General features: G+C 51.3%; 32 protein-coding genes and 1 rRNA gene. 27 read left to right on the top strand and 6 right to left on the bottom strand.

Features of this window, described 5'->3' with window-relative positions; genetic code table 11:
- Positions 1-23 precede the first annotated feature (23 nt).
- From rplN to LA04_RS19695, 20 genes are all read left to right on the top strand, one after another.
- Positions 24-395 carry a 50S ribosomal protein L14 gene (gene rplN / locus LA04_RS19790; RefSeq protein WP_002919748.1) on the top strand — a complete coding sequence of 124 codons (372 nt, stop codon included), beginning with the start codon at positions 24-26 and terminating at the stop codon, positions 393-395.
- A 10-nt stretch (positions 396-405) separates the two neighbouring features.
- On the top strand, positions 406-720 hold the full coding sequence (gene rplX, locus LA04_RS19785; RefSeq protein ID WP_003863287.1) for a 50S ribosomal protein L24: 315 nt from the start codon (positions 406-408) through the stop codon (positions 718-720).
- A gap of 14 nt (positions 721-734) precedes the next feature.
- Positions 735-1,274, top strand: a complete 540-nt coding sequence (gene rplE / locus LA04_RS19780) for a 50S ribosomal protein L5 (protein ID WP_001096206.1) — start codon at positions 735-737, stop codon at positions 1,272-1,274.
- Between the two features lie 14 nt (positions 1,275-1,288).
- Positions 1,289-1,594: a 30S ribosomal protein S14 gene (gene rpsN, locus LA04_RS19775; RefSeq protein WP_003863291.1), complete on the top strand. Its 306-nt coding sequence runs from the start codon at positions 1,289-1,291 to the stop codon at positions 1,592-1,594.
- Positions 1,595-1,624: 30 nt separating this feature from the next.
- Positions 1,625-2,017 (top strand): 30S ribosomal protein S8, encoded by a 393-nt coding sequence (gene rpsH / locus LA04_RS19770; protein WP_006178918.1) that lies wholly within the window; start codon positions 1,625-1,627, stop codon positions 2,015-2,017.
- Between the two features lie 12 nt (positions 2,018-2,029).
- Positions 2,030-2,563, top strand: coding sequence for a 50S ribosomal protein L6 (gene rplF, locus LA04_RS19765; RefSeq protein ID WP_003863296.1), 534 nt, complete (start codon positions 2,030-2,032; stop codon positions 2,561-2,563).
- Positions 2,564-2,572: 9 nt separating this feature from the next.
- Positions 2,573-2,926 carry a 50S ribosomal protein L18 gene (gene rplR / locus LA04_RS19760; RefSeq protein WP_003863297.1) on the top strand — a complete coding sequence of 118 codons (354 nt, stop codon included), beginning with the start codon at positions 2,573-2,575 and terminating at the stop codon, positions 2,924-2,926.
- A 14-nt stretch (positions 2,927-2,940) separates the two neighbouring features.
- On the top strand, positions 2,941-3,441 hold the full coding sequence (gene rpsE, locus LA04_RS19755; RefSeq protein ID WP_003863299.1) for a 30S ribosomal protein S5: 501 nt from the start codon (positions 2,941-2,943) through the stop codon (positions 3,439-3,441).
- 6 nt (positions 3,442-3,447) lie between these two features.
- Positions 3,448-3,627: a 50S ribosomal protein L30 gene (gene rpmD / locus LA04_RS19750; RefSeq protein ID WP_003863301.1), complete on the top strand. Its 180-nt coding sequence runs from the start codon at positions 3,448-3,450 to the stop codon at positions 3,625-3,627.
- Between the two features lie 3 nt (positions 3,628-3,630).
- Complete coding sequence (gene rplO, locus LA04_RS19745; RefSeq protein WP_003863304.1) at positions 3,631-4,065, top strand: 50S ribosomal protein L15; 435 nt, start codon at positions 3,631-3,633, stop codon at positions 4,063-4,065.
- A gap of 7 nt (positions 4,066-4,072) precedes the next feature.
- On the top strand, positions 4,073-5,404 hold the full coding sequence (gene secY / locus LA04_RS19740; protein ID WP_003863305.1) for a preprotein translocase subunit SecY: 1,332 nt from the start codon (positions 4,073-4,075) through the stop codon (positions 5,402-5,404).
- 31 nt (positions 5,405-5,435) lie between these two features.
- On the top strand, positions 5,436-5,552 hold the full coding sequence (gene rpmJ / locus LA04_RS19735) for a 50S ribosomal protein L36 (protein ID WP_000868187.1): 117 nt from the start codon (positions 5,436-5,438) through the stop codon (positions 5,550-5,552).
- Between the two features lie 146 nt (positions 5,553-5,698).
- Entirely contained in the window at positions 5,699-6,055 is a 357-nt protein-coding gene (gene rpsM, locus LA04_RS19730; RefSeq protein WP_003863308.1) for a 30S ribosomal protein S13, read from the top strand.
- A 16-nt stretch (positions 6,056-6,071) separates the two neighbouring features.
- Positions 6,072-6,461, top strand: a complete 390-nt coding sequence (gene rpsK, locus LA04_RS19725) for a 30S ribosomal protein S11 (RefSeq protein ID WP_003863312.1) — start codon at positions 6,072-6,074, stop codon at positions 6,459-6,461.
- Between the two features lie 33 nt (positions 6,462-6,494).
- Positions 6,495-7,115, top strand: coding sequence for a 30S ribosomal protein S4 (gene rpsD, locus LA04_RS19720; RefSeq protein WP_004868345.1), 621 nt, complete (start codon positions 6,495-6,497; stop codon positions 7,113-7,115).
- Between the two features lie 25 nt (positions 7,116-7,140).
- Complete coding sequence (locus LA04_RS19715) at positions 7,141-8,130, top strand: DNA-directed RNA polymerase subunit alpha (RefSeq protein WP_002919219.1); 990 nt, start codon at positions 7,141-7,143, stop codon at positions 8,128-8,130.
- Positions 8,131-8,170: 40 nt separating this feature from the next.
- Positions 8,171-8,554, top strand: a complete 384-nt coding sequence (gene rplQ, locus LA04_RS19710; RefSeq protein ID WP_001216368.1) for a 50S ribosomal protein L17 — start codon at positions 8,171-8,173, stop codon at positions 8,552-8,554.
- A gap of 107 nt (positions 8,555-8,661) precedes the next feature.
- Complete coding sequence (locus LA04_RS19705) at positions 8,662-9,030, top strand: DUF1992 domain-containing protein (protein ID WP_047652859.1); 369 nt, start codon at positions 8,662-8,664, stop codon at positions 9,028-9,030.
- A 2-nt stretch (positions 9,031-9,032) separates the two neighbouring features.
- A complete protein-coding gene (zntR, locus tag LA04_RS19700; RefSeq protein WP_047652858.1) occupies positions 9,033-9,458 on the top strand; it encodes a Zn(2+)-responsive transcriptional regulator in 426 nt (141 codons plus the stop codon).
- 57 nt (positions 9,459-9,515) lie between these two features.
- Positions 9,516-9,731: an alternative ribosome-rescue factor A gene (locus tag LA04_RS19695; RefSeq protein WP_047652857.1), complete on the top strand. Its 216-nt coding sequence runs from the start codon at positions 9,516-9,518 to the stop codon at positions 9,729-9,731.
- Here the strand turns inward: LA04_RS19695 and mscL are convergent, their stop codons facing one another.
- From mscL to def, 5 genes are all read right to left on the bottom strand, one after another.
- Entirely contained in the window at positions 9,732-10,142 is a 411-nt protein-coding gene (gene mscL / locus LA04_RS19690; protein WP_028014631.1) for a large-conductance mechanosensitive channel protein MscL, read from the bottom strand.
- Between the two features lie 146 nt (positions 10,143-10,288).
- Positions 10,289-11,665: a Trk system potassium transporter TrkA gene (gene trkA / locus LA04_RS19685; protein WP_008503482.1), complete on the bottom strand. Its 1,377-nt coding sequence runs from the start codon at positions 11,663-11,665 to the stop codon at positions 10,289-10,291.
- Positions 11,666-11,687: 22 nt separating this feature from the next.
- The gene (gene rsmB / locus LA04_RS19680; RefSeq protein WP_047652964.1) at positions 11,688-12,974 is read right to left on the bottom strand and encodes a 16S rRNA (cytosine(967)-C(5))-methyltransferase RsmB; all 1,287 of its coding nucleotides are present in this window, start codon (positions 12,972-12,974) and stop codon (positions 11,688-11,690) included.
- Positions 12,975-13,026: 52 nt separating this feature from the next.
- On the bottom strand, positions 13,027-13,974 hold the full coding sequence (fmt, locus tag LA04_RS19675) for a methionyl-tRNA formyltransferase (RefSeq protein WP_047652856.1): 948 nt from the start codon (positions 13,972-13,974) through the stop codon (positions 13,027-13,029).
- Between the two features lie 25 nt (positions 13,975-13,999).
- The gene (gene def / locus LA04_RS19670; protein WP_008503479.1) at positions 14,000-14,509 is read right to left on the bottom strand and encodes a peptide deformylase; all 510 of its coding nucleotides are present in this window, start codon (positions 14,507-14,509) and stop codon (positions 14,000-14,002) included.
- 127 nt (positions 14,510-14,636) lie between these two features.
- Between def and dprA the strand changes: the two genes are divergently transcribed.
- The 6 genes from dprA to LA04_RS19640 are packed head-to-tail and all read left to right on the top strand — an operon-like array spanning position 14,637 to position 18,420.
- Positions 14,637-15,761, top strand: a complete 1,125-nt coding sequence (gene dprA / locus LA04_RS19665) for a DNA-protecting protein DprA (protein WP_047652963.1) — start codon at positions 14,637-14,639, stop codon at positions 15,759-15,761.
- Positions 15,733-16,206, top strand: coding sequence for a DUF494 family protein Smg (gene smg, locus LA04_RS19660; protein ID WP_008503477.1), 474 nt, complete (start codon positions 15,733-15,735; stop codon positions 16,204-16,206). Before dprA ends, smg begins: the two co-directional genes overlap by 29 nt.
- Before the next feature lie 26 nt (positions 16,207-16,232).
- Complete coding sequence (locus LA04_RS19655) at positions 16,233-16,787, top strand: DNA topoisomerase family protein (protein ID WP_047652855.1); 555 nt, start codon at positions 16,233-16,235, stop codon at positions 16,785-16,787.
- Positions 16,780-17,352, top strand: a complete 573-nt coding sequence (gene tsaC / locus LA04_RS19650; protein ID WP_047652854.1) for an L-threonylcarbamoyladenylate synthase type 1 TsaC — start codon at positions 16,780-16,782, stop codon at positions 17,350-17,352. The genes LA04_RS19655 and tsaC overlap by 8 nt, the downstream gene beginning before the upstream one ends.
- 4 nt (positions 17,353-17,356) lie before the next feature.
- On the top strand, positions 17,357-18,175 hold the full coding sequence (gene aroE / locus LA04_RS19645) for a shikimate dehydrogenase (protein ID WP_047652853.1): 819 nt from the start codon (positions 17,357-17,359) through the stop codon (positions 18,173-18,175).
- Positions 18,172-18,420, top strand: coding sequence for a DUF1488 domain-containing protein (locus LA04_RS19640; RefSeq protein ID WP_047652851.1), 249 nt, complete (start codon positions 18,172-18,174; stop codon positions 18,418-18,420). Before aroE ends, LA04_RS19640 begins: the two co-directional genes overlap by 4 nt.
- Here the strand turns inward: LA04_RS19640 and LA04_RS19635 are convergent.
- Positions 18,396-18,950, bottom strand: a complete 555-nt coding sequence (locus LA04_RS19635) for a gamma carbonic anhydrase family protein (protein ID WP_047652850.1) — start codon at positions 18,948-18,950, stop codon at positions 18,396-18,398. The genes LA04_RS19640 and LA04_RS19635 overlap by 25 nt on opposite strands.
- 472 nt (positions 18,951-19,422) lie before the next feature.
- Between LA04_RS19635 and LA04_RS19630 the strand changes: the two genes are divergently transcribed.
- Positions 19,423-19,591 (top strand): 16S ribosomal RNA (locus LA04_RS19630); the annotation flags it as partial.

Below are 19,591 nucleotides of genomic sequence, written 5' to 3'. Positions count from 1 at the left end.
GTTGACATTAGCGGAGCACTAAAATGATCCAAGAACAGACTATGCTGAACGTCGCCGACAACTCCGGTGCACGTCGCGTAATGTGTATCAAGGTTCTGGGTGGCTCGCACCGTCGCTACGCAGGCGTAGGCGACATCATCAAGATCACCATCAAGGAAGCAATTCCACGTGGTAAGGTCAAAAAAGGTGATGTGCTGAAGGCGGTAGTGGTGCGCACCAAGAAGGGTGTTCGTCGCCCTGACGGTTCTGTCATTCGCTTCGATGGTAATGCATGCGTTATTTTAAACAATAACAGCGAGCAGCCTATCGGCACGCGTATCTTTGGGCCGGTAACTCGTGAACTTCGTACTGAGAAGTTCATGAAAATTATCTCTCTGGCACCAGAAGTACTCTAAGGAGCGAATCATGGCAGCGAAAATCCGTCGTGATGACGAAGTTATCGTGTTAACCGGTAAAGATAAAGGTAAACGCGGTAAAGTAAAAAATGTTCTGTCTTCCGGCAAACTTGTCGTTGAAGGTATCAACCTGGTTAAGAAACATCAGAAGCCGGTTCCGGCCCTGAACCAACCAGGTGGCATCGTTGAAAAAGAAGCTGCTATTCAGGTTTCTAACGTTGCAATCTTCAATGCGGCTACCGGCAAGGCTGACCGTGTAGGCTTTAGATTCGAAGACGGCAAAAAAGTCCGTTTCTTCAAGTCTAACAGCGAAACTATCAAGTAATTTGGAGTAGTACGATGGCGAAACTGCATGATTACTACAAAGACGAAGTAGTTAACAAACTCATGACTGAGTTTAACTACAATTCTGTCATGCAAGTCCCTCGGGTCGAGAAGATCACCCTGAACATGGGTGTTGGTGAAGCGATCGCTGACAAGAAACTGCTGGATAACGCAGCAGCTGACCTGACAGCAATCTCCGGTCAAAAACCGCTGATCACCAAAGCACGCAAATCTGTTGCAGGCTTCAAAATCCGTCAGGGCTATCCGATCGGCTGTAAAGTAACTCTGCGTGGCGAACGCATGTGGGAGTTCTTTGAGCGCCTGATCACTATTGCTGTTCCACGTATCCGTGACTTCCGTGGCTTGTCCGCTAAGTCTTTCGACGGTCGTGGTAACTACAGCATGGGTGTCCGTGAGCAGATCATCTTCCCAGAAATCGACTACGATAAAGTCGACCGCGTGCGTGGTTTGGATATTACCATTACCACTACTGCGAAATCTGACGAAGAAGGCCGTGCTCTGCTGGCTGCCTTTGACTTCCCGTTCCGCAAGTAAGGTAGGGTTACTGAATGGCTAAGCAATCAATGAAAGCACGCGAAGTAAAGCGCGTAGCTTTAGCTGATAAATTCTTCGCTAAACGCGCTGAACTGAAAGCGATCATTTCTGATGTGAACGCTTCCGACGAAGATCGTTGGAATGCGGTTCTCAAGCTGCAGTCTCTGCCGCGTGATTCCAGCCCGTCTCGTCAGCGTAACCGCTGTCGTCAAACAGGTCGTCCACATGGTTATGTGGGCAAGTTTGGGTTGAGCCGTATCAAACTGCGTGAAGCCGCCATGCGCGGTGAAGTGCCAGGCTTGAAAAAGGCTAGCTGGTAATTACCAATTGAATCACGGGAGTAAAGACAGATGAGCATGCAAGATCCGATCGCGGATATGCTGACCCGTATCCGTAACGGTCAGGCCGCGAACAAAGTTGCGGTCACCATGCCTTCCGCCAAGCTGAAAGTGGCAATTGCCAACGTGCTGAAGGAAGAAGGTTTTATCGAAGATTTTAAAGTTGAAGGCGACACCAAGCCGGAACTGGAACTTACTCTTAAGTATTTCCAGGGTAAAGCTGTTGTAGAAAGCATTCAGCGTGTCAGCCGCCCAGGCCTGCGCATCTATAAGAAAAAAGATGAGCTGCCAAAAGTTATGGCTGGTCTTGGTATCGCAGTTGTTTCTACCTCTAAAGGTGTTATGACTGATCGTGCAGCGCGCCAGGCTGGTCTTGGTGGCGAAATTATCTGCTACGTAGCCTAATCGGAGGAAAGAATGTCTCGTGTTGCTAAAGCACCGGTCGTTATTCCTGCCGGCGTTGATGTAAAAATCGACGGTCAGGTTATTACGATCAAAGGTAAAAACGGCGAGCTGACTCGTACCCTCAACAAAGCTGTTGAAGTTAAACATGCAGATAACGCTCTGACCTTCGGTCCACGTGATGGTTTCGTGGATGGATGGGCTCAGGCTGGTACCGCGCGTGCCCTGCTGAACTCAATGGTTGTTGGTGTTACCGAAGGCTTCACTAAAAAGCTTCAGCTGGTTGGTGTAGGTTATCGTGCAGCTATCAAAGGGAATGCAGTAGGCCTGTCTCTGGGCTTCTCACACCCTGTTGAGCATCCGCTGCCGGCCGGTATCACTGCAGAATGTCCGACTCAAACTGAAATCGTGCTGAAAGGCGCTGATAAACAGCTGATCGGTCAGGTTGCAGCAGATCTGCGCGCCTACCGTCGTCCTGAGCCTTACAAAGGCAAGGGTGTTCGTTACGCCGACGAAGTCGTGCGTACCAAAGAGGCTAAGAAGAAGTAAGGTAACACTATGGATAAGAAATCTGCTCGTATCCGTCGTGCGACCCGCGCACGCCGCAAGCTCAAAGAGCTGGGTGCAACTCGCCTGGTGGTACATCGTACCCCGCGTCATATTTACGCACAGGTAATTGCACCGAACGGTTCTGAAGTTCTGGTAGCTGCTTCTACTGTAGAAAAAGCTATCTCAGAACAATTGAAGTACACCGGTAACAAAGACGCCGCTGCAGCTGTAGGTAAAGCTGTTGCTGAACGCGCTCTGGAAAAAGGCATCAGCAATGTTTCCTTTGACCGTTCCGGGTTCCAATATCATGGTCGTGTCCAGGCACTGGCAGATGCTGCCCGTGAAGCTGGCCTTCAGTTCTAAGGTAGAGGTGTAAGATGGCTCACATCGAAAAACAGGCTGGCGAACTGCAGGAAAAGCTGATCGCGGTAAACCGCGTATCTAAAACCGTTAAAGGTGGTCGTATTTTCTCCTTCACAGCTCTGACTGTAGTAGGCGATGGTAACGGTCGCGTTGGTTTTGGTTACGGTAAAGCGCGTGAAGTTCCAGCAGCGATCCAGAAAGCGATGGAAAAAGCCCGTCGCAATATGATTAACGTCGCGCTGAACAACGGTACCCTGCAACACCCAGTTAAAGGTGTTCACACGGGTTCTCGTGTATTCATGCAGCCAGCTTCAGAAGGTACCGGTATCATCGCCGGTGGTGCAATGCGCGCCGTTCTGGAAGTTGCTGGGGTTCATAACGTTCTGGCCAAAGCATATGGTTCCACCAACCCGATCAACGTGGTTCGTGCAACTATTGATGGCCTGGAAAATATGAATTCTCCAGAAATGGTCGCTGCCAAGCGTGGTAAATCCGTTGAAGAAATTCTGGGGTAATTGACCATGGCAAAGACTATTAAAATCACTCAAACCCGCAGTGCAATCGGTCGTCTGCCGAAACACAAGGCAACGCTGCTTGGCCTGGGTCTGCGTCGTATTGGTCATACCGTTGAGCGCGAGGATACTCCTGCTGTTCGTGGTATGGTCAACGCGGTTTACTTCATGGTTAAAGTTGAGGAGTAAGAGATGCGTTTAAATACTCTGTCTCCGGCCGAAGGCTCTAAAAAGGCGGGTAAACGCCTGGGTCGTGGTATCGGTTCTGGCCTCGGCAAAACCGGTGGTCGTGGTCACAAAGGTCAGAACTCTCGTTCTGGCGGTGGCGTACGTCGCGGTTTCGAGGGTGGCCAGATGCCACTGTACCGTCGTCTGCCGAAGTTCGGCTTCACCTCTCGCAAAGCAGCGATCACAGCGGAAATCCGTCTGTCTGACCTGGCGAAAGTTGAAGGCGGCGTTGTAGACCTGAACACGCTGAAAGCAGCAAACATTATCGGTATCCAGATCGAGTTCGCGAAAGTGATCCTGGCTGGTGAAGTTTCTACTCCGGTAACTGTTCGTGGCCTGCGTGTTACTAAAGGTGCTCGTGCTGCTATCGAAGCTGCTGGCGGTAAAATTGAGGAATAAGTAGCAGATGGCTAAGCAACCGGGATTAGATTTTCAAAGTGCCAAAGGTGGATTTGGCGAGCTGAAACGCAGACTGCTGTTTGTTATCGGCGCGCTGATTGTGTTCCGTATTGGCTCTTTTATTCCGATCCCTGGTATCGATGCCGCTGTACTTGCCAAACTGCTTGAGCAACAGCGAGGCACCATCATTGAAATGTTCAACATGTTCTCTGGTGGTGCTCTCAGCCGTGCTTCTATCTTTGCATTGGGTATTATGCCGTACATTTCGGCATCTATTATTATCCAGCTGCTGACGGTCGTTCATCCGGCCCTGGCAGAGTTGAAGAAAGAAGGGGAGTCTGGACGTCGTAAGATTAGTCAGTACACCCGTTACGGTACTCTGGTGCTGGCAATATTCCAGTCGATCGGTATTGCTACCGGTCTGCCGAATATGCCTGGTATGCAGGGCCTGGTGTTAAACCCGGGCTTTGCATTCTACTTCACCGCTGTTGTAAGTCTGGTCACAGGGACGATGTTCCTGATGTGGCTCGGCGAACAGATTACTGAGCGAGGTATCGGTAACGGTATCTCAATCATTATCTTCGCTGGTATTGTTGCGGGCCTCCCGCCAGCCATCGCCCATACTATCGAGCAAGCGCGTCAAGGCGACCTGCACTTCCTCCTGTTGCTGTTGGTTGCAGTATTAGTATTTGCAGTGACGTTCTTTGTTGTCTTCGTTGAACGTGGTCAACGCCGCATTGTGGTGAACTACGCTAAACGTCAGCAGGGTCGTCGTGTCTATGCTGCACAGAGCACACATTTACCGCTGAAAGTGAACATGGCGGGGGTTATCCCGGCTATCTTCGCTTCCAGTATTATTCTGTTCCCGGCGACCATCGCGTCATGGTTCGGGGGCGGTACTGGTTGGAACTGGCTGACAACAATTTCGCTGTATTTGCAGCCTGGGCAACCACTTTATGTGTTACTCTATGCGTCTGCGATCATCTTCTTCTGTTTCTTCTACACGGCGTTGGTCTTTAACCCGCGTGAAACAGCAGATAACCTGAAGAAGTCCGGTGCATTTGTACCAGGAATTCGTCCGGGAGAGCAAACGGCGAAGTATATCGATAAAGTAATGACTCGCCTGACTTTGGTCGGTGCGCTTTATATTACTTTTATCTGCCTGATCCCGGAGTTCATGCGTGATGCAATGAAAGTACCGTTCTACTTCGGTGGGACCTCACTGCTTATCGTTGTTGTCGTGATTATGGACTTTATGGCTCAAGTGCAAACTCTGATGATGTCCAGTCAGTACGAGTCTGCATTGAAGAAGGCGAACCTGAAAGGCTACGGCCGCTAAATGGTCGCCTGAGAAGTTACGGAGAGTAAAAATGAAAGTTCGTGCTTCCGTCAAGAAATTATGCCGTAACTGCAAAATCGTTAAGCGTGATGGTGTCATCCGTGTGATTTGCAGTGCCGAGCCGAAGCATAAACAGCGCCAAGGCTGATTATTTCGCATATTTTTCTTGCAAAGTTGGGTTGAGCTGGCTAGATTAGCCAGCCAATCTTTTGTATGTCTGTACGTTTCCATTTGAGTATCCTGAAAACGGGCTTTTCAGCATGGTGCGTACATATTAAATAGTAGGAGTGCATAGTGGCCCGTATAGCAGGCATTAACATTCCTGATCAGAAACATGCTGTGATCGCATTAACTTCGATCTACGGCGTCGGCAAGACCCGTTCTAAAGCCATTCTGGCTGCAGCGGGTATCGCTGAAGATGTTAAGATCAGTGAGCTGTCTGAAGAACAAATCGACACGCTGCGTGACGAAGTTGCCAAATTTGTCGTTGAAGGTGATCTGCGCCGTGAAATCAGCATGAGCATCAAGCGCCTGATGGATCTTGGTTGCTATCGCGGTTTGCGTCATCGTCGTGGTCTGCCAGTGCGCGGTCAGCGTACTAAGACCAACGCACGTACCCGTAAGGGTCCGCGCAAACCGATCAAGAAATAATCGGGGTGATTGAATAATGGCAAAGGCACCAGTTCGTGCACGTAAACGTGTAAGAAAACAAGTCTCTGACGGCGTGGCTCATATCCATGCTTCTTTCAACAACACCATCGTTACTATTACTGATCGTCAGGGTAACGCATTGGGTTGGGCAACAGCCGGTGGTTCCGGTTTCCGTGGTTCTCGCAAATCCACTCCGTTCGCAGCTCAGGTTGCAGCAGAGCGTTGCGCAGAAGCCGTAAAAGAATACGGCATCAAGAATCTGGAAGTTATGGTTAAAGGTCCGGGTCCGGGTCGTGAATCTACTGTTCGCGCTCTGAACGCCGCTGGTTTCCGCATCACGAATATTACTGATGTGACTCCGATCCCTCATAACGGTTGTCGTCCGCCGAAAAAACGTCGCGTATAACGCTCCGTTTTTTAGGTTAGTTGGAGATAGAAAATGGCAAGATATTTGGGTCCTAAGCTCAAGCTGAGCCGTCGTGAGGGCACCGACTTATTCCTTAAGTCTGGCGTTCGCGCGATCGATACCAAGTGTAAAATTGAACAAGCTCCTGGCCAGCACGGTGCGCGTAAACCGCGTCTGTCTGACTATGGTGTGCAGTTGCGTGAAAAGCAAAAAGTTCGCCGTATGTACGGTGTGCTGGAGCGTCAGTTCCGTAACTACTATAAAGAAGCAGCACGTCTGAAAGGCAACACAGGTGAAAACCTGCTGGCTCTGCTGGAAGGTCGTCTGGACAACGTTGTATACCGTATGGGCTTCGGCGCTACTCGTGCTGAATCACGTCAGCTGGTTAGCCACAAAGCAATCATGGTAAACGGTCGTGTTGTTAACATCGCTTCTTATCAGGTTAAAGCGAATGACGTTGTTAGCATTCGTGAGAAAGCGAAAAAGCAATCTCGCGTGAAGGCCGCTCTGGAGCTGGCTGAGCAGCGTGAAAAGCCAACCTGGCTGGAAGTTGATGCTGGCAAGATGGAAGGTACGTTCAAGCGTCAGCCAGAACGTTCTGATCTGTCTGCGGACATTAACGAACACCTGATCGTCGAGCTTTACTCCAAGTAAAGCTTAGTACCAAAGAGAGGACACAATGCAGGGTTCTGTGACAGAGTTTCTAAAACCGCGCCTGGTAGATATCGAGCAAGTGAGTTCGACGCACGCCAAGGTGACCCTTGAGCCTTTAGAGCGTGGCTTTGGCCATACTCTGGGTAACGCACTGCGCCGTATTCTGCTCTCATCGATGCCGGGTTGCGCGGTGACCGAGGTTGAGATTGATGGTGTACTTCATGAGTACAGCACCAAAGAAGGCGTTCAGGAAGATATCCTTGAAATCCTGCTCAACCTGAAAGGGCTGGCGGTGAGAGTTCAGGGTAAAGATGAAGTTATTCTTACTCTGAATAAATCTGGCATTGGCCCTGTGACTGCAGCCGACATCACCCACGACGGTGATGTTGAAATCGTCAAGCCGCAGCACGTGATCTGCCACCTGACCGATGAGAACGCAGCTATTAGTATGCGTATCAAAGTTCAGCGCGGTCGTGGTTATGTGCCGGCTTCTGCCCGAATTCATTCGGAAGAAGATGAGCGCCCAATCGGCCGTCTGCTGGTCGACGCATGCTACAGCCCTGTAGAGCGTATTGCCTACAATGTTGAAGCAGCGCGTGTAGAACAGCGTACCGACCTGGACAAGCTGGTCATCGAAATGGAAACCAACGGCACAATCGATCCTGAAGAGGCGATTCGTCGTGCGGCGACCATCCTGGCAGAACAACTGGAAGCTTTCGTTGACTTACGTGATGTACGTCAGCCGGAAGTGAAAGAAGAGAAACCAGAATTCGATCCGATCCTGCTGCGCCCTGTTGACGATCTCGAATTGACTGTCCGCTCTGCTAACTGCCTCAAGGCAGAAGCTATCCACTATATCGGTGATCTGGTACAGCGTACCGAGGTTGAGTTGCTGAAAACGCCGAACCTGGGTAAAAAATCTCTTACTGAGATTAAAGACGTGCTGGCTTCACGTGGTCTGTCTCTGGGCATGCGCTTGGAAAACTGGCCACCGGCAAGCATTGCTGACGAGTAACCGGATCACAGGTTAAGGTTTTACTGAGAAGGATAAGGTCATGCGCCATCGTAAGAGTGGTCGTCAACTGAACCGCAACAGCAGCCATCGCCAGGCTATGTTCCGCAACATGGCAGGTTCACTGGTTCGTCATGAGATCATCAAGACGACCCTGCCTAAAGCGAAAGAGCTGCGTCGCGTAGTTGAGCCGCTGATTACTCTTGCCAAGACTGACAGCGTTGCTAATCGTCGTCTGGCATTCGCCCGTACTCGTGATAACGAGATCGTGGCAAAACTGTTTAACGAACTGGGCCCGCGTTTCGCGAGCCGTGCCGGTGGTTACACTCGCATTCTGAAGTGTGGTTTCCGTGCAGGCGACAACGCGCCGATGGCTTACATCGAGCTTGTTGATCGTTCAGAGAAAGCAGAAGCTGCTGCAGAGTAATCTGCAGTAACGTAAAAAAACCCGCTCCGGCGGGTTTTTTTATATCCGCGATACCCACGCTTCTCTACAATGTCTGTATTAATTCTGTTCATCCCCTGGAGCTGATAATGTGGTTGCTCGATCAGTGGGCAGAACGCCATATCCGTGATGCTCAAAATAAAGGTGAATTCGACGATCTCCCGGGGAGCGGCGAACCCCTTGTGCTTGACGATGATTCGCACATTGCGCCTGAATTACGGGCCGGATACCGTTTACTTAAAAATGCGGGCTGTCTCCCCCCGGAGCTCGAACAGCGCAGAGAGGCCGTTGAACTGGCCGATCTTCTCAGTGGGATCCGCCATGACGATCCACGACTTTCTGAACTTAGCCGCCATCTCGCCCTGCTTGAACTCAAGCTACGCCAGGCTGGGATGAACACTGATTTTCTGCACGGTGAATACGGTGATAGGTTGATGCAGAAAATGAACGAGGAGTAGTTATGTACCGTATCGGTGAACTTGCGAAGCTTGCGAACGTTACGCCGGATACTATCCGATATTACGAAAAGCAGCAGATGATCGATCATGAAGTTCGTACTGAAGGTGGCTTTCGACTTTATACCGATAACGATCTGCAGCGCCTGCGGTTTATTCGTTATGCGCGTCAGCTCGGCTTCACGCTGGATTCGATCCGCGAGTTATTATCGATCCGCATCGATCCGTCACATCACACCTGCCAGGAATCTAAAAGCATTGTGCAGGCCCGGCTGGATGAAGTTGAAGCGCGCATACAGGAGCTGCAAACCATGCAGCGCTCCCTACAAAGGCTGAATGACGCCTGCTGTGGCACGGCCCACAGCAGTATTTACTGTTCAATTCTCGAAGCCCTGGAACAGGGAGCGAGTGGAGAAACTCAGGGCTGTTGATTTTTAGTTCAACCGGGTCTAGACTCCCGTCGTCATAAACCCTGCTCTGGAGACATTATGAGCCGCTATCAGCACACGAAAGGACAAATTAAAGACAATGCCTTTGAGGCGTTACTTCACGACCCGTTATTCAGGCAGCGCGTTGAGAAGAATAAAAAAGGGAAAGGAAGTTATCTGCGTAAAGACAAACATGAAAAACGGGGTAACTGGGAGGCCAGTGGCAAGCAAGCGAATCGCTTATTTGCCACTGGCCTTCCTGCTTTTATCTATTGATTAGACGCGGTTATTCTGCTCTTTTAACAGATCGCGGATCTCACTTAACAGCACTTCTTCTTTCGTTGGCGCAGGTGCTGCAGCCGGCTCTTCTTTTTTACGGTTGAGCCTGTTGATCAGCTTGATGGCCATAAATATGGCAAATGCGACAATCACAAAATCAAATACGTTCTGAATAAATACGCCGTAGTGCATCACGACTGCCGGGATATCACCCTGCGCTTCACGCAGCGTGAAAGCGAACTGTTTGAAATCAATGCCGCCGATTAACAACCCTAAGGGTGGCATGATAATGTCGGCCACTAATGATGAAACAATTTTGCCGAATGCCGCACCAATAATGACACCCACTGCCAAATCCACCACGTTCCCGCGCATCGCAAATTCGCGAAATTCTTTAATAAAACTCATTGTTCTCTCCTTGTGCCAGCTGACGAGTTTAAGTTTAACAAATCATTAGCCAATTGCCATTCGGGATAATTAAACATTATGAAAAATAAAAGGCACAGAAATGAAAAGGATAAAGTAAGGGTGCTCTTTCTCGAGCACCCAATTCTTTAAAGGAAGAATGGACTTGGCTGGAATAAACGTTCGACGTCGGTAATAAACTTTTTATCGGTTAGGAACATAATAACGTGATCGCCTTGCTCAATCCGTAAATTATCATTGGCAATCATGACATCATTCCCGCGCACAACGGCGCCGATAATCGTGCCTGGTGGCAGTTTAATTTCGTCGATCGAGCGGCCGACGACTCGTGACGTCGTTTCATCTCCATGAGCCACGGCTTCAATGGCTTCCGCTACGCCACGGCGGAGCGATGACACTCCGACAATATCCGCTTTACGAACATGGCTTAGAAGCGCGGAAATTGTCGCCTGCTGAGGGGAAATGGCAATATCAATAACGCTGCCCTGAACCAGATCGACATACGCCTTGCGCTGAATAAGCACCATGACTTTTTTAGCCCCCATGCGCTTCGCGAGCATGGCGGACATTATATTCGCCTCGTCGTCGTTTGTGACGGCAATAAAGAGATCAACCTGATCGATATGCTCTTCAGCCAGCAACTCCTGATCCGACGCATCACCATAAAATACGATCGTATTTTGCAGTTTTTCCGCCAGTTCAGCAGCACGCTGTTGATCGCGCTCGATCAACTTAACGCTGTAATCTTTTTCCAGCCGATGTGCCAGACCGGCACCGATATTGCCGCCGCCGACCAGCATAATGCGTTTATAGGGTTTTTCGAGACGCTGAAGTTCACTCATCACCGCACGAATATGCTGTGAGGCCGCAATAAAGAAGACCTCATCACCGGCTTCGACAATCGTGGAACCTTGCGGGCGAATTGGCCTGTCGTGACGGAAAATGGCTGCGACGCGCGTATCAATATGCGGCATGTGCTCGCGCATGGTGGAAAGCGCATTGCCGATCAATGGTCCACCATAATAGGCCTTAACCACTGCCAGGCTCACTTTACCCTCGGCAAAGTTCACCACCTGCAGGGCGCCCGGATATTCGATCAGACGATAGATATTGTCGATAACCAGTTGTTCTGGCGCGATGAGGTGGTCAATGGGGACTGCTTCGGAATTAAACAGTTTTTCAGCATCACGAACATAGTCCGGAGAGCGAATACGCGCAATTCGGTTTGGCGTGTTGAAAAGCGAGTAGGCCACCTGACAGGCCACCATATTAGTTTCGTCAGAACTGGTTACCGCAACCAGCATGTCGGCATCGTCAGCGCCCGCCTCACGAAGGACGCGCGGGTGCGAACCATGGCCCTGCACAACGCGCAGATCAAATTTGTCCTGCAAAACTCGCAGGCGATCGCCGTTGGTATCCACGATGGTGATGTCGTTGTTTTCGCCAACCAGGTTTTCCGCCAGCGTTCCGCCAACCTGTCCTGCGCCCAGAATGATAATCTTCATATCTCGTGACCTGTTCTTAACATCACTCTTTGATTAGCTTAGCGTAAAAGAAGCCATCACCCTCTTCTGTACCCGGCAGATTCTGCTGACCCGGGAGTTCAGGCGTTCCCGTATCGCGCAGCGCCGCGTCCGGGGTACGTTTAAGGAAGGCCGCGATTTGCTGGCTGTTTTCTTCCGGCAGTACGGAGCAGGTTGCATACACCAGCGTGCCGCCGGGCTTGAGATGCGGCCAAATGGCGTCGAGAATGTCGGATTGCAGTTGAGCAAGTTCCTTAATATCACGATCGCGGCGTAGCCACTTGATGTCCGGATGACGACGAATAACGCCGGTTGCAGAGCAGGGGGCATCCAGCAAAATGCGATCGAACTGGGTTTCACCACACCATTCTGCGGGTTTGCGTCCATCGCCTTGCTTAACCTGTGCCTTCATGCCCAGGCGCTTGAGGTTGTCATAGACGCGTGAAAGACGCTGCTCATCAACGTCCACCGCCATCACGCTGGCTTGCGGAGCCACTTCAAGAATATGCGTCGTTTTGCCCCCTGGCGCGGCGCAGAGATCGAGGATCTGCTCACCGTTTTGGGGTTCAAGCCAGGACATGCAACCCTGAGCCGAGGCATCCTGTACCGTTACCCAACCGTCTTCAAAGCCGGGCAATGCATGTACCGGTGCAGGCGATGCTAAGCGCACGGCATCAGGGTATGCGTCATGGGTGAAGCCGCTCATTCCAGCTTCTTCGAGTAATGCCAGCCATGCGTCACGGGTGTGGTGATTACGATTCACGCGTAACCACATTGGCGGACGCTGGTTGTTGGCATCGGCAATGTCCTGCCACTGCTGCGGATAAGCTTTTTTCAGGCGCTTCAACAGCCAGTCCGGATGCAGGAAGCGCGCTTCGTTTTGGGCAAATTCAGCCAGAAGCTCATCCTGCTGTCGCTGGAACTGACGCAGTACGCCGTTGATCAGCCCTTTCAGCTGAGGGCGTTTAATCGCAACGGCACCTTCCACCGTCTCTGCCAGCGCGGCGTGAGGTGGGATGCGGGTATGAAGAAGCTGATAAAAACCCACCATAATCAAATAATGTACGGTGCGCTGCTTGCCCGTCATTGGGCGTGACATCAGCTTATTAATCAGCCACTCCAGCTGAGAGAGTGTGCGCAGGACGCCAAAGCAGAGCTCCTGAAGCAGGGCTTTATCTTTATCAGAAACTTTTTGCTGCAGGGGAGGCAGGACGTTACTCAATGACTGGCCCTGCTCGATAACCTGCTCGACGGCCTGGGCCGCCAAACTGCGTAGATTTTGTTTTTTCATAACCGTAAAAATAAAAATGCCCGGAAACACCGGGCCTTAAGAATAAATTTGCTCAGGCAAGGCGATTGCCCGGGATAAACCATTCACGACGGGAATTTAACAGATCCTGAGCGCTCATGGCCTTCTTGCCGGCCGGTTGTAGCGATTCAAGATTCAAAATCCCTTGCGCAGTCGCCACCTGGATCCCGTTCTTGCTGGCGTCAACAATCGTGCCGGGTTCAGCCGTGGTAGTACCGCTAGTGACGGAGGCTTTCCAGACTTTCACCGGCTGCTCATCAATCTCCATCCAGCTCATTGGCCACGGATTAAAAGCGCGAATGCAGCGTTCAAGCTGAGCGGCTGAAAGGGACCAGTCGATACGCGCTTCTTCTTTGCTCAGCTTTTCGGCGTAGGTTACCAGCGCGTCATCCTGAACTTCCGGTTTTGCCGTATTGTCAGCAAGCTGCTGAAGCGTCTCGATAAGGCCTTGTGGGCCAAGGTCTGCCAGTTTGTCATACAGCGTGGCGCTGGTATCGTCTTGTGTAATGGGGCAGGCCAGTTTATACAGCATATCGCCGGTGTCTAAACCTACGTCCATCTTCATGATGGTAACGCCCGTTTCGGCATCACCTGCCCACAGCGAGCGCTGGATTGGTGCAGCACCACGCCAGCGCGGAAGCAGAGACCCATGCACGTTGATGCAACCCAGGCGTGGCATATCAAGCACAGCTTTTGGCAGAATTAAACCGTAAGCCACCACCACCATTACGTCGGCATTCAGGTCAGCAACCAGTTGCTGATTTTCCTGCGGACGCAGCGATGCGGGCTGGAAAACGGGTAGCCCATGCTCTTCTGCCAGCACCTTGACCGGGCTCGGCATCAGTTTTTTGCCGCGACCTGCCGGGCGGTCCGGCTGGGTAAAGACGCCAACAACCTGATGACCAGACGATAACAGCGCGTCAAGATGACGCGCTGCAAAATCAGGGGTTCCCGCGAAGATAATACGTAGTGTTTTAGACACGATGATCCTTGTATCCGGGGGGACGTTATGCGCGAGAACGCAAACGATCCAGTTTTTCTACTTTCTGTCGAATACGCTGCTGTTTCAGCGGCGAGAGATAATCGATAAACAGTTTACCGACCAGGTGATCCATCTCATGCTGAATACAAATTGCCAGCAGGTCGTCTGCTTCCAGTTCGAACGGATTACCGTCACGATCCAGGGCGCGAATTTTCACCTTTTCAGCTCGCGGCACTAACGCACGCTGTTCAGGAATAGACAGACAGCCTTCCTCAATACCGGTTTCGCCACTCTTTTCGAGCAGCTCAGGGTTGATCAGCACCAGGCGGCCATCGCGATTTTCAGAAACATCAATCACGATTATACGCTTGTGAATGTCCACCTGCGTCGCCGCAAGGCCAATGCCTTCTTCGGCGTACATGGTATCGAACATATCATCAACGATACGCTGGATTTCTGCATTCACTTCTTTGACCGGTTCAGCGACGATGCGAAGGCGCTCGTCCGGAATATGTAACACTTGCAAAACTGCCATAAATTTCCAGAGTCGTGTTCAGGAGTTGATAAGAATACTACCTCTATTCTAGACAAATCCCCCATCGATTGACAGCATCAGTGACCAATCGCAATGATTGCGGAGGCCGCTTATGGCAGGGGAAAGGATGACGTCTAACGAGATATGGCTACGGCTAATACACACTGGGTCGCTGTGTGGTGATGTAATGCTGGACGCGGCTGAGCGACTGCAGAAGCAGGAACACCTCAACGTGCTCGTGGCCAGAAACGCCGGGCTGACAGCGAAGCAGACTGAACGGTTCCTTGCACTCGATGAGAGTGAGCTGGAACGTAGCCTGATGTGGCTTGAGCAGCCGGGACATCATTTATTAACGGCCAACCATCCCCTTTATCCCCCATTGCTTCGCACGATCCCTGATTATCCCGGGGCGTTATTCATAAAAGGTAACCCTGAGGCGCTTAATACGGTTCAATTGGCAGTGGTCGGCAGTCGTGCGCCATCATGGTACGGCGAGCGATGGGGGAAAATCCTGTGCGAACAACTCTCACAAAGCGGTTTCACGATCACCAGCGGCTTGGCCTGCGGTATTGACGGCGTTGCCCACGGTGCGGCGCTGTCAGCTAAAGGACGAAGTGTAGCGGTGCTGGGGAACGGTCTTTTTAGCATTTATCCACGCCGACATCAGGCGTTGGCGATGCGGCTTATTGAATCTGACGGCGCGATAGTTTCTGAGTTTCCGCTCTCCGCGCAGCCCAGGCCGGCAAACTTTCCGCGTCGTAATCGAATCATCAGCGGGCTTAGCAAAGGCGTGCTGGTCGTTGAAGCGGCGCGCCGAAGCGGTTCGCTGGTCACGGCGCGATGCGCGCTCGAACAGGGGAGAGAAGTCTTCGCCTTGCCTGGTCCGATAGGTAATCCAGGATGCGAGGGGCCCCACTGGCTGATTAAGCAAGGGGCAACGCCGGTAACGGAAGTAGGAGATATTCTTGAAAATTTGCAGTATGGGTTGCAATGGCTGCAGGAAGATCCCGAAAAGCGACAATATTCATCAGATCAGGGAAAGGTGGCATTGCCATTTCCCAAGCTCCTGGCTAACGTAGGAGATGAGGTAACACCTGTTGACGTTGTCGCTGAACGTGCCGGCCAACCTGTGCCAGTAACGGTAGCACAGCTACTCGCACTGGAGTTAGCAGGGTGGATCGCAGCTGTACCCGGCGGCTATGTCCGATTAAGGAGGGCATGCCATGTTCGACGTACTGATGTATTTGTTTGAGACTTACATCCATAACGAAGCAGAAATGCGAGTGGATCAGGACAAATTGACACAGGATCTTACCGATGCGGGGTTTGAGCGGGAAGATATCTATAATGCGTTGATGTGGCTGGAAAAACTGGCTGATTATCAGGAAGGCCTCGCCGAACCGATGCAGCTGGCTTCTGACCCATTGTCAGTACGCATTTATACAGCAGAAGAGTGTGAAAGGCTGGACGCCAGCTGCCGGGGGTTCATCTTATTCCTTGAGCAGATTCAGGTGCTGAACCTCGAAACGAGAGAAATGGTGATAGAGCGCGTCATGGCGCTGGATACAGCAGAATTTGAACTGGAAGATCTTAAGTGGGTGATCCTGATGGTTCTGTTTAATATCCCGGGCTGTGAAAACGCCTATCAGCAAATGGAAGAATTACTCTTTGAAGTGAATGAAGGTATGCTGCACTAATTCAATGTGCAGCACCAAGAGTTGTTATGGCCAAATCAGCACTATTCACGGTGCATAAAAATGAGCCCTGCCCGCAGTGCGGGGCTGAACTTGTTATTCGGTCCGGGAAACACGGCCCGTTTCTCGGTTGTTCACACTATCCGGAATGTGATTATGTTCGTCCCCTGAAAAGCCAGGCGGACGGACATATCGTTAAAATTCTGGAGGGGCAGTATTGTCCAGTCTGCGGAGGTGAATTAGCCCTGCGGCAGGGGCGATTCGGCATGTTTATTGGATGTAGCCGCTACCCGGAATGTGAGCATACGGAACAAATTGATAAGCCTGATGAAACGGCAATTGCGTGCCCTCAGTGTCAGCGCGGTCAGTTGGTACAGCGCCGCTCCCGGTATGGTAAGACTTTCCATTCGTGCGATCGATACCCTGAATGCCAGTTCGTTATCAATTTTAAACCGGTAGCGGGAACCTGCCCTCATTGCAATTATCCGCTACTCATAGAGAAGAAAACCGCGCAAGGCATGAAACGCTTCTGCGCCAGTAAACAATGTGGAAAGCCGGTTACGGCGGATCAAAATAGTGAATAATAACCTGCCATCAGGCTCCATTGCGCATGCCGTGGACGTACTGAAAAAAGAAGAAGTCATCGCCTATCCAACTGAAGCTGTTTTTGGAGTCGGTTGCGATCCTGACAGCGAGACGGCCGTGAGCCGACTGCTTGCCTTAAAACAAAGACCTGTCGAGAAAGGGCTGATTTTGATCGCTGCGAATTATGAGCAGCTTAAACCCTATATCGATGATTCCATGCTGACGCCGGCGCAGCGCGAGACTATCTTCTCAGCGTGGCCTGGCCCGGTGACCTTCGTTTTCCCGGCGCAGCCGACTACGCCTCGCTGGTTAACCGGACGTTTTGATTCCCTCGCCGTTCGCGTAACTGACCATTCGCTGGTGGTTGAGCTGTGTCTGGCATTTGGTAAACCGCTGGTCTCAACCAGCGCCAACCTGACCGGATTGCCACCTTGCCGGACAACCGAAGAAGTACTGGCGCAGTTCGGGACCGACTTCCCTGTCGCTGTCGGTGAAACGGGAGGGCGCCTGAACCCGTCTGAAATTCGCGACGCTTTGACCGGCGAACGTTTTCGCCAGGGGTAATCTCATGGAAACCTATGCTGTTTTTGGTAATCCGATTGCACACAGCAAGTCACCGTTGATTCATCAGCAATTTGCGAAGCAGCTGCAGATAAATCATCCCTATGGTCGCGTACTGGCACCGGTGGATGCATTTATTCCAACGCTAGAGGCTTTTTTCGCCGCGGGCGGTAAAGGCGCGAATGTGACGGTTCCTTTTAAAGAGGAAGCCTTCGAACGTGCGGATGAGCTGACCGAGCGTGCTTCACTGGCTGGTGCAGTCAATACCCTTAAACGGCTTGAGGATGGACGCCTTTTGGGTGACAACACCGACGGGATTGGTTTACTTAGCGATCTGGAACGACTTTCGTTTATTAAGCCCGGATTCCGGGTCCTACTGATTGGTGCGGGTGGCGCATCGCGGGGAGTACTGTTGCCTCTGCTTTCACTGGATTGTTCGGTGACCATTACCAACAGAACCTTTTCCCGTGCGGAAGCGCTGGCGGCGTTGTTTGCGCATACCGGCAGCGTGAGCGCGGCAGCGCTTGACGATCTCTCCGATCGTGAGTTCGATCTTGTCATCAATGCCACGTCCAGCGGCATCAATGGCGAGATCCCGGCAATTCCTGCTTCTCTGGTCAGCGCGCATATTTACTTCTATGACATGTTTTATAAGAAAGGGAAGACGCCTTTCCTTGACTGGTGTGAACAACACGGCGCAAAGCAGTTAGCCGATGGACTGGGAATGCTGGTGGGTCAGGCTGCGCATGCGGTGCTGCTCTGGCATGGCGTGTTGCCTGCGGTCGAACCTGTCATTGAAAAGTTAAAGCAGGAGCTTTCGGCGTGAATCAGGCTATTCATTTTCCGGACAGAGAGAGCTGGGATGAGAGTAAGCAAGCGGTCTGTTTCCCGGTTCTGGTGCAGGGCATGCAACTGACCTGTGCCATTCATGGGGAAACGCTGTTGCGTCGTTTTGGTGGTTCAGATCCGATTGAGGTATTTTGCGAAAATCGCTGGGATCTGGAAGAGGAAGCCAGCGATTTAATCTGCGAACAGCAGGAAGACGATCAGGGCTGGGTTTGGTTGTCCTGATCCAAATAGTCATTCTTCCATTTAACGTAGTTGCTCGCCGAGTATTTTAACCCTTCGATCTCTGCCTCCTTCAGGGGGCGGATCTGTTTTACCGGGCTTCCCAGGTAGAGATAGCCACTCTCCAGTCGTTTGTTCTGCGGGACCAGGCTACCGGCACCAATCATTACGTCATCTTCTACTATGACGCCATCCAGCAAAATTGACCCCATGCCAACAAGTACGCGATTCCCGATAGTACAGCCGTGAAGCATCACCTTATGGCCGACGGTAACCTCTTCTCCAATAATGAGGGGATTACCCTCCGGGTTATAGGAGGATTTGTGCGTGACATGTAGAACGCTGCCATCCTGAATATTGGTACGGGCGCCAATCTCCACATAGTTAACATCTCCCCTGATGGCGACGAGCGGCCAGATGCTGACGTCATCGGCCATTCTGACATCGCCAATCACCACGCTGCTGGCATCGATCATCACGCGATCGCCTTTTTGGGGGAACAGATCTTTATAAGGACGTAATACTGCGGGCATATCTACCTCTAACAATGAGCGCTATACAGAAGACTTTGATCATATTAATGGATCGCGGCAAGGCAAAATACGTCAATATTTAAGCAGATCGGGCGGGATTTCAGCGAAAAGCGCGGAAAATCAGCAGTCGGAAAAAAAGATCTAAAAAATACTTGTGCTAAAAAATGGGATCCCTATAATGCGCCTCCATCGACACGGCGGATGTGAATCACTTCACACAACAGCCGGTTCGGTTGAAGAGAAAAAAACCTGAAATAACGGGTTGACTCTGAAAGAGGAAAGCGTAATATACGCCACCTCGCAACGGTGAGCGAAAGCCGCGTTGCACTGCTCTTTAACAATTTATCAGACAATCTGTGTGGGCACTCAAAGTGACATGGATTCTTAACGTCCTCGGACAATAAATGAATACCAAGTCTCTGAGTGAACATACGTAATTCATTACGAAGTTTAATTCACGAGCATCAAACTTAAATTGAAGAGTTTGATCATGGCTCAGATTGAACGCTGGCGGCAGGCCTAACACATGCAAGTCGAGCGGTAGCACAGGAGAGCTTGCTCTCCGGGTGACGAGCGGCGGACGGGTGAGTAATGTCTGGGAAACTGCCTGATGGAGGGGGATAACTACTGGAAACGGTAGC

Source organism: Enterobacter sp. UCD-UG_FMILLET, assembly GCF_000762975.1.
GTDB lineage: Bacteria > Pseudomonadota > Gammaproteobacteria > Enterobacterales > Enterobacteriaceae > Enterobacter > Enterobacter dykesii.
Note: the sequence above shows the minus strand (reverse complement) of the source record. Positions and strands in the feature narration are given on the sequence as shown.